This window comes from Streptomyces sp. NPDC102258 (assembly GCF_055584685.1).
Window position 1 is genome coordinate 340,237 of record NZ_JBVJLO010000003.1, and the last position, 8,668, is coordinate 348,904.

Genomic DNA, 8,668 nt, shown 5'->3' on the forward strand with positions numbered 1-8,668 from the left:
CGCCCGAACTACCGTTCCCGCCATGGTCTTTCGCCCCGCACAGCCCCAGGCTTCCCGCGGCCTCCCGGTGCTCCCGTACCGCAAGCCGACCCGTGGCCGCGACTACTGGGTGCTGGACGACGTACTGCCCGACGTGGACGCCGTACGGGCCCGCTGCCTGGCCAAGGAGGACTGGGTCCAGGGCGCCCCGCTCAAGCCCGAGCCCTGGCCCGGACTGCGCGCCATGCCCGGACTGGAGCCGGCCGAACTGGCCCGCGTGGAGGGGCTGGTGCGGCAGGCCACCGGGGCGAAGCGGATCTGGCCGGAGAACCCGGAGGGCGCGGGCACCTTCAACCACAACTGCGTCCAGGTCGTCGGCAAGGACGAGTGCGAGCCCCGCCCGCACACCGACTCGCGCACCCTGTGCCGGTACGCCGCCGTGCTCTACCTGAGCCCCGGCACGCCCAAGGACTGCGGCACCAGCTTCTACCGGCAGAGCCTGCCCGGCGGCGTCCTCGGCGGCAACCAGGTCGTCGCCCCGCACAACAACCTGGTCGACGCGCTCGGCACCCGCTTCGTCCCGGAGGACTCCTTCACCGAGGACGTACGCGTCCCCCACCGCTACAACCGCCTCCTGCTCTACTCCGCCAACCTGATCCACAGCGCGACCGGCTACTGGGGCACGACCCTGGAAGACAAGCGCATGACGGCCGTCTTCTTCTGGATGGCCTGAGCCTCCCGCCGCCGGGGCCCGCTCACCGGCCGGTCCCTTTCCCGTCGTCGTCGCCGCCGCTGCCCTGCCCGGCCGTGCCCTGCTCGCCGGTCCCCCCGTCGTCCACCGACAGGGGGCTGTCGTACAGCACGAGTTCGCGTTCCTCCGAGCGGATCTCGTAGCCGGCCGCCACCAGCTCGGCTATCAGCGTGTCGCAGGCCGCCGTCGCCCGGGAGTGCGTGCCGCGCACCCGCTGGGTGACGAAGCGCTCCTGGTACCCGTCGGGCCCCGGCAGCGCGCGCCGGGCGTTCCACGACACGTCCGCCCCGTGCAGGAACGCCAGGCCCTCCAGCACCGCGTGGTCGTAGCCGGCCGGCAGCAGCAGCTTCAGGTGATGTTCGAAGTAGCCCCCGCCCGGCCCGGCGGGCTCCGTACTCCAGGGCACCGTCTCGATCTTGACCCTGACCGGATCGAAGCCCGCGGCCCGCAGCTGCGGCACCAGCCGCTCGTGGCCCGTGCGGTCAGGCAGCGTCAGCATCGGCTGCGAGCGCGTCCGGCCCCGGTCCGCCATGAGGTGCGTGACCTTCAACTCCCGTGCCCCGGCCCAGGATTCGAGACGGTCGAGCTCCGCCTCGTCGGGGCAGCGGACCGTCACGTGGGTTTCGTGGGTTCCGTACGAAGACATGATGTCGATCATCTAGGACATGCGTCCGATCCGCATCGGGGTTCCCGGCGGGGGGTAACCATCCGGTCACGCACCGGACTCAGAAAGTGCTCGCACGCCCCTCGTGGCGGCGATGTGTCGTACCCCACACTGAGGTGCGGTGCTTGAGTCCTCGCCAGCCCTGGAGGTCGCCCCCGTGCAGACCCAGACCCTGACCGTGAACGCGAGCCACCCCGCCGGGACCGCGCTCTTCCCGGCGGACGAAGCAGCGGACGAAGCAGCGGACGAGGCCGTGGACGAAGCAGCGCAGGAACCGGCACCGGAAGCGACCGACGAAGCGGCGGACGAGACGCCGGACCCCGACGAGGGCCACGACGAGGTCCCCGAGGTCCTGGAGCTGATCGAGCCGGTCCCCCCGCAGCGCACCCGCGCCGCCGACCGGCCCGGCGCGGCCGGCCCCTCCGCTGACCTCTTCCGCCAGTACCTGCGCGAGATCGGCAGGATCCCGCTGCTGACCGCCGCCGAGGAGGTCGACCTCGCCCGCCGCGTGGAAGCCGGCCTCTTCGCCGAGGAGAAGCTCGCCGGCGCCACCGACCTCGACTCCCAGCTCGCCGTGGACCTCGACCGGATCGTCGTCCTGGGCCGCATGGCCAAGCGCCGGCTCATCGAGTCGAACCTGCGCCTCGTCGTCTCCGTCGCGAAGCGCTACGTCGGCCGCGGACTCACCATGCTCGACCTGGTGCAGGAGGGGAACCTCGGACTGATCCGGGCCGTCGAGAAGTTCGACTACGCCCGCGGCTACAAGTTCTCCACCTACGCCACCTGGTGGATCCGCCAGGCCATGTCCCGGGCGCTGGCCGACCAGGCCCGCACCATCCGCGTCCCCGTCCACGTCGTCGAGCTGATCAACCGCGTCGTGCGCGTCCAGCGCCGCATGCTCCAGGAACGCGGCTACGAACCCACCGCCGAAGAGGTCGCCGTCCACCTGGAACTGACCCCCGAACGCGTACTGGAAGTGCTCCGCCTCGCCCAGGAGCCGGTCTCCCTGCACGCGCCGGTCGGCGAGGAGGACGACGTGGCCCTCGGCGACCTCATCGAGGACGGCGACGCCGCCTCCCCGGTGGAGTCCGCCGCCTTCTTCCTGCTGCGCGAACACCTGGAAGCCGTGCTCTCCACCCTCGGGGAACGCGAGCGCAAGGTCGTCCAGCTCCGCTACGGACTCGCCGACGGCCGGCCGCGCACCCTGGAGGAGATAGGGCGGATCTTCGGCGTGACCCGCGAGCGGATCCGCCAGATCGAGTCCAAGACCCTCAACAAGCTGCGCGACCACGCCTTCGCCGACCAGCTGCGCGGCTACCTCGACTGACCGCCCGCCCCACCGGCCCGCGCACACGGAAGGGGGCGCCCCGCAAGGCGCCCCCCACCCCGTCGTACCGCCCGAGGACTGCCGACCGGTCGACTAGTCGACCTCGGCCACCGCCTGCGCGAACTGCGCCGCGTACAGGCGCGCGTACGCGCCGTCCGTGGACAGCAGCTCCTCGTGCGTGCCCTGCTCCACGATCGAGCCGTTCTCCATCACCAGGATCACGTCCGCGTCGCGGATCGTGGACAGCCGGTGCGCGATCACGAAGGACGTACGGCCGTGCGCGAGGCGCGCCATCGCCTTCTGGATCAGCACCTCGGTACGGGTGTCCACCGAGCTCGTCGCCTCGTCGAGGACCAGGATCACCGGGTCCGACAGGAACGCCCGGGCGATGGTGATCAGCTGCTTCTCGCCGGCGCTGACGCCCGCGCCCTCGTCGTCCAGCACCGTGTCGTAGCCGTCCGGCAGGGTGCGGATGAAGCGGTCGGCGTGCGCCGCCCGCGCGGCCTCCTCGATCTCCTCGCGCGTGACCTCGCGCGAGGCACCGTAGGCGATGTTCTCCGCGATGGTGCCGCCGAACAGCCAGGTGTCCTGGAGCACCATGCCGATCCCGCCGCGCAGTTCCGCGCGGGTCATCTTGGCGATGTCCACGCCGTCGAGGGCGATCTCGCCGCCCGTGACCTCGTAGAACCGCATCAGCAGGTTGACCAGCGTGGTCTTGCCGGCGCCCGTCGGTCCGACGATCGCGACGGTCTGGCCCGGCTCCACGTTCAGCGAGAGGTTCTCGATGAGCGGCTTGTCGGGCTCGTAGCGGAAGGCCACCTTGTCCAGCGTGACCTGGCCGCGCAGCGTCTCCGGACGCTCCGGAACCTCGGCGTCCGGCTCCTGCTCCGGCGCGTCCAGCAGCTCGTACACCCGCTCCGCCGAGGCGACGCCCGACTGCACGAGGTTCGCCATCGAGGCCACCTGCGTCAGCGGCATCGAGAACTGGCGCGAGTACTGGATGAAGGCCTGCACGTCACCGATCGACAGGGTGCCCGAGGCCACCCGCAGACCGCCGACGACCGCGATCAGCACGTAGTTGATGTTCGAGACGAAGAACATCACCGGCTGCATGATGCCGCTGACCAGCTGCGCCTTGAACGAGGCCCGGTAGAGCTCCTCGTTCTGCTCGGCGAAGACCGCCGCCGACTCCTTCTGCCGCCCGAAGACCTTCACCAGCGTGTGGCCGGAGTACATCTCCTCGATGTGGGCGTTGAGCGTGCCGGTGCTCTTCCACTGCGCCACGAACTGCGGCTGCGACTTCTTGCCGATCTTCGCCGCGACCACCACCGACACCGGTACGGTCACCAGCGCGACCAGCGCCAGCAGCGGCGAGATCCAGAACATCATCACCAGCACGCCGACGATCGTCAGCAGCGAGTTCATCAGCTGCCCCATCGTCTGCTGGATGGTCTGGCCGACGTTGTCGATGTCGTTCGTCGCCCGGCTCAGCACCTCGCCGCGCTTCTGCTGGTCGAAGTACGACAGCGGCAGCCGCGCCAGCTTCGCCTGGAGCTCCTCGCGCATCCGGTACACGGTGCCGTTCATCACGTGGTTCGACAGCCGCGTCGCCACCAGCATCAGCAGGCCCGCCACGGCGAACGCCGCCAGCGCCCAGAGCGCCACGCCGCCCACGGCGTCGAAGTCGATGCCCTGGCCGGGGGTGAAGTCGATGCCGGACAGCATGTCCGCCATCCCGCCCTGGCCCCTGGCCCGCAGCCCCTCCAGGGCCTGCTCCTTGGTGAGACCCGCCGGCATCTGCCGGCCGATGATCCCCGCGAACACCAGGTCGGTGGCCTCGCCGAGGATCTTCGGCCCGACCACCGCGCAGCCCACGCTGCCGACCACGGCCGCGACCATGCCCCAGAGCCTGGCCCGGTCGTACGCCAGCTGCCGCAGCAGCCGCTTGCCCGACCCCTTGAAGTCCATGGACCTCTGGACCGGGCCCGCCATCATCCGTCCTCCGGGCCCGCTCATGCGGCCTCCGCCTCCGTCAGCTGGGAGAGCACGATCTCCCGGTAGGTCTCGTTTCCGGCCATCAGCTCGTGGTGCCGGCCCTCGCCCACCACCTGTCCCTCGTCGAGGACGATGATCCGGTCGGCGTCGCGGATCGTGGAGACCCGCTGGGCCACGATCACCACCGTCGCCTCCCCGGTCTCGTGGGCCAGCGCCGAGCGCAGCGCCGCGTCCGTCGCGTAGTCCAGGGCGGAGAAGGAGTCGTCGAAGAGGTAGATCTCGGGCCGCTGCACCAGGGTGCGGGCGATCGCGAGCCGCTGGCGCTGGCCGCCGGAGACGTTCGTACCGCCCTGGGTGACGGGCGCGTCGAGCCCGCCCTCCAGCGCGGAGACGAAGTCCTTGGCCTGGGCCACCTCCAGGGCGTGCCACAGCTCCTCGTCGGTCGCGTCCGGGCGCCCGTACCGCAGGTTGGAAGCCACGGTTCCGGAGAACAGGTACGGCTTCTGCGGCACCATGCCGACCGTCTTGGCCAGCAGCTCCGGGTCGAGGCGGCGTACGTCCTCCCCGTCGACGAGGACCTCGCCGCCGGTCGCGTCGAACAGCCGGGGCACGAGCCCCAGCAGCGTGGACTTGCCGCTGCCGGTGGAGCCGATCACGGCCGTGGTCTCACCGGGGCGGGCCACCAGGTCCACCCCGCGCAGCACCGGGGCCTCGGCGCCCGGATAGCGGAAGTCGGCGCCGCGCAGCTCCAGCCGCCCGCGCCGCAGGAGCTTGCGGATCGGCTCGGCCGGAGGGACCACGCTGGTGTCGGTGTCCAGGACCTCCTGGATGCGCTCGGCGCAGACCTCGGCGCGCGGCACCATCATGAACATGAAGGTGGCCATCATCACGGACATGACGATCTGCATCAGGTAGGCGAGGAAGGCCGTCAGCTGGCCGATCTCCATGCCGCCGCTGTCCACGCGCATCGCGCCGAACCAGATGACGGCCACGCTGGAGACGTTCACGACGACGATGACGGTCGGGAACATGAACGCGAGCAGCTTGCCCGAGGCGAGGGAGACCGCCGTCAGGTCGGAGTTGGCGGTGCGGAACCGCTCCTCCTCGTATCCGTCGCGGACGAAGGCGCGGATCACGCGGTTGCCGGTGATCTGCTCGCGCAGCACCCGGTTCACGGTGTCCAGGCGCACCTGCATCTGGCGGAACAGCGGGCGGGTCTTCCAGACGATGGCGCCGACCGCCAGGCCGAGCGTGGGCACCACCGCGAGCAGCACGCCCGACAGCTTCACGTCGAGCGAGAGGGCCATGACGATGCCGCCGACGCACATGATCGGCGCCGAGACCATCAGCGTGAAGGTCATCAGGACCAGCATCTGGACCTGCTGGACGTCGTTCGTCGTACGGGTGATCAGCGACGGTGCGCCGAACTGGCCCAGCTCACGGGCGGAGAAGCTCTGCACCCGGTCGAAGACGGCGGCGCGGACGTCACGGCCGAGCGCGGCCGCGGTACGGGCGCCGTAGTACACGGCCCCGACGTTGCACAGGAGCTGGACGAGCGAGACACCGAGCATCACGGCGCCGAAGCGCAGGATGTAACCGGTGTCGCCGTTGACGACACCGTTGTCGATGATGTCGGCGTTGAGGGTGGGCAGGTAGAGGCTCGCACTGGTCTGCAGCAGTTGCAGCAGGACCAGGAGGGCGATCGGTTTCCGGTACGGACCCAGGTGGGTCCGCAAAAGTCGTATGAGCACGCGCAGGCTCCGGTCGGCATGATCGAGGGGTTCGGTCCATCTTCGGCCAACCGGGGGATGATCCCCACCCGTTTTCGCAAAGCCCGGTCAAAAGGAGTAGATCACCACGACCACGGGCCCTACGCCGGGAAGGCCCCCGGGTGGAGCTGCTCGCGCGTGGTCACGTACTGCTGGCGCACGGCCTGCCAGGCCGGGAACTCCTCGCCCGGCTCGAAGACCTGCGCCGCGGCGGCCGGCCAGACCGGCGGGGTGTGCGGGGCCAGCGTGCCCTGCCGCACCCCCAGCGCCCAGGCCGCCTGCCGGGCCGCGCCGAGCGCCGCGTAGTCCGCCGGCGCCGGTACGACGACCTGCGTCCCGAACAGCCCCGGGGCGGCGGCCTGTACGGCGGGCAGCTCGGCCGCCGCGCCCAGCAGGAACACCCGCCGGATCGCCGCCCCGCGGTGGCGGAGCACGTCGAGGGCGTCCACCAGCCCGCAGAGCATGCCCTCGAACGCGGCCCGCGCCAGGTGCTCCGGCTTCATCGAGTCCCGGCGCAGCCCGGACAGGGTCCCGGCCGCCTGCGGCAGGCTCGGGGTCCGCTCGCCCTCCAGGTAGGGGAGCAGTACGAGGCCGTGGGCGCCCGGCGTCGACTTCAGCGCGAGCGCGCTCAGCCCCTCCAGGTCGGTGCCCAGCAGCTCGGCGGTGCCGCGCAGGGCCCGGACGGCGTTGGAGGTGTTCACCACCGGCAGGTGCATGCCGCCCGCGTCGGCCAGCGAGGTGATCAGGCCGCCCGGCTCCGACAGCGCCTCGTGGTGCACGGCCATCACCGAGCCGGACGCGCCCAGCGAGACCACCGCGTCCCCCGGCCCGAGCCCCAGCCCGAGCGCGGCGGCCATGGTCTCCCCGGTCCCGGCGGAGATCAGCAGCCCCTCGGGGGTCATCCCGGCGGCGTCGGCGGGGCCGAGCACCTCGGGCAGCAGGGCCCGGTGCCCGAGCGCCAGCTCGACCAGGTCGGGGCGGTAGGAGCCGGTGGCCGCCGACCAGTACCCGGTGCCGGACGCGCCCGCCCGGTCGGTGGTGCGGCGGGCGGGCCGGCCGAGCAGCTGCCAGACGAGCCAGTCGTGCGGGGACATCACCACCGCGACCCGGCGCGCCGCCTCCGGCTCGGTACGGGCCAGCCAGGCCAGCTTCGCGACCGGCGACGCGGAGTGCGGGACCGAGCCCACCGCGGCGACCCACGCCTGCCGCCCCCCGAGCGCGTCGACCAGCTCGGCGGCGGCGACCTGCCCGCGCTTGTCGTTGCCGACCAGGGCGGGACGTACGAGGGCGCCCTGCGCGTCGAGCGGCAGGACCCCGTGCTGCTGCGCGGAGACGCCGATGGCCTGGACGCCCTCCAGCAGCCCGCCGCCGGCGGCCTCGCCGAGGGAGAGCAGCCAGGCCTGCGGGTCGGTTTCGTGGGGGACGCTCTCACCGGCGGACGGTGGATGGGGCGCGTAGCCCTGGCGCAGCACGGCGCCCGTCTCCGTGTCACAGACCACGATGCGAGTGAAGGTGGAAGAGCTGTCCAGCCCGGCGACTATCCCCATGCGGAGAATTCTGCCGCACGCCGGGCCGGACTCGGCTCGTCCGGACAGGTCCTCAGGTGTTGGTGGTGCCCCACTCGTCCTCGGAGCCCGCGCCCGCCCGGCCGCGCATCGCCCGGACCCGCTCGGCCAGCGACTCCGGTACGACGTCCCCGACCTTGTCCCCCACCGCCGCGAAGGCCTTGCCGGCGACGGCGCGCCCGGTCTGACCGGCGGTTTCGGCGGCATTGCGGACCGCCGGGTTCTGCGCGACCTGCTGCGCGGACTTGCGCAGCTGCTCGTACCGCTCCCGCCCGGCCCGGGTTCCGAGCACGTACCCGAGGGCCAGTCCGAGCGCGAACGTGACCTTGTACCGCATGGCTGTCACCTTTCGTCGTGTGGTGCCCGGCCTGCTGTGGATACCGATTGGCGGAGCACCCCCCTGCTTGCGCTAATCTATGACTCGCAACGAGCGCTCGCCCCCCGGCAAGGCCGGAGGTGGGCTGTTCGGTGCACCGCAGCAATCCCCTGTAGCTCAATTGGCAGAGCAGCCGGCTGTTAACCGGCAGGTTACTGGTTCGAGTCCAGTCGGGGGAGCGCGGTCCCCTGTAGCTCAATTGGCAGAGCAGCCGGCTGTTAACCGGCAGGTTACTGGTTCGA

General features: G+C 71.6%; 7 protein-coding genes and 2 tRNA genes (1 of these 9 cut by a window edge). 4 read left to right on the plus strand and 5 right to left on the minus strand.

What is annotated here, in order from left to right; translation table 11 throughout:
- Positions 1 to 22 precede the first annotated feature (22 nt).
- Positions 23 to 712 carry a DUF6445 family protein gene (locus ACZ6ZT_RS07140; protein WP_469716308.1) on the plus strand — a complete coding sequence of 230 codons (690 nt, stop codon included), beginning with the start codon at positions 23 to 25 and terminating at the stop codon, positions 710 to 712.
- Positions 713 to 734: 22 nt separating this feature from the next.
- On the opposite strand, the gene ACZ6ZT_RS07145 is transcribed toward ACZ6ZT_RS07140, so the two are convergent.
- A complete protein-coding gene (locus tag ACZ6ZT_RS07145; RefSeq protein WP_469716309.1) occupies positions 735 to 1,376 on the minus strand; it encodes a hypothetical protein in 642 nt (213 codons plus the stop codon).
- 139 nt (positions 1,377 to 1,515) lie between these two features.
- Here ACZ6ZT_RS07145 and ACZ6ZT_RS07150 point away from each other — a divergent pair, with 139 nt between their 5' ends.
- On the plus strand, positions 1,516 to 2,721 hold the full coding sequence (locus ACZ6ZT_RS07150) for an RNA polymerase sigma factor (RefSeq protein WP_469716310.1): 1,206 nt from the start codon (positions 1,516 to 1,518) through the stop codon (positions 2,719 to 2,721).
- Positions 2,722 to 2,814: 93 nt separating this feature from the next.
- Here the strand turns inward: ACZ6ZT_RS07150 and ACZ6ZT_RS07155 are convergent, their stop codons facing one another.
- The 4 genes from ACZ6ZT_RS07155 to ACZ6ZT_RS07170 form a co-directional block, all read right to left on the minus strand.
- Positions 2,815 to 4,737 (minus strand): ABC transporter ATP-binding protein, encoded by a 1,923-nt coding sequence (locus tag ACZ6ZT_RS07155; protein WP_469716312.1) that lies wholly within the window; start codon positions 4,735 to 4,737, stop codon positions 2,815 to 2,817.
- Positions 4,734 to 6,467, minus strand: coding sequence for an ABC transporter ATP-binding protein (locus tag ACZ6ZT_RS07160; RefSeq protein WP_469716313.1), 1,734 nt, complete (start codon positions 6,465 to 6,467; stop codon positions 4,734 to 4,736). Before ACZ6ZT_RS07160 ends, ACZ6ZT_RS07155 begins: the two co-directional genes overlap by 4 nt.
- Before the next feature lie 119 nt (positions 6,468 to 6,586).
- A complete protein-coding gene (locus ACZ6ZT_RS07165) occupies positions 6,587 to 8,032 on the minus strand; it encodes an FGGY family carbohydrate kinase (protein WP_469716315.1) in 1,446 nt (481 codons plus the stop codon).
- A gap of 52 nt (positions 8,033 to 8,084) precedes the next feature.
- Positions 8,085 to 8,387, minus strand: a complete 303-nt coding sequence (locus tag ACZ6ZT_RS07170; RefSeq protein WP_469716316.1) for a YtxH domain-containing protein — start codon at positions 8,385 to 8,387, stop codon at positions 8,085 to 8,087.
- A 145-nt stretch (positions 8,388 to 8,532) separates the two neighbouring features.
- Between ACZ6ZT_RS07170 and ACZ6ZT_RS07175 the strand changes: the two genes are divergently transcribed.
- Positions 8,533 to 8,605: transfer RNA gene (locus ACZ6ZT_RS07175), tRNA-Asn, on the plus strand.
- 5 nt (positions 8,606 to 8,610) lie between these two features.
- Positions 8,611 to 8,668: transfer RNA gene (locus tag ACZ6ZT_RS07180), tRNA-Asn, on the plus strand; it runs 115 nt beyond the window's last position.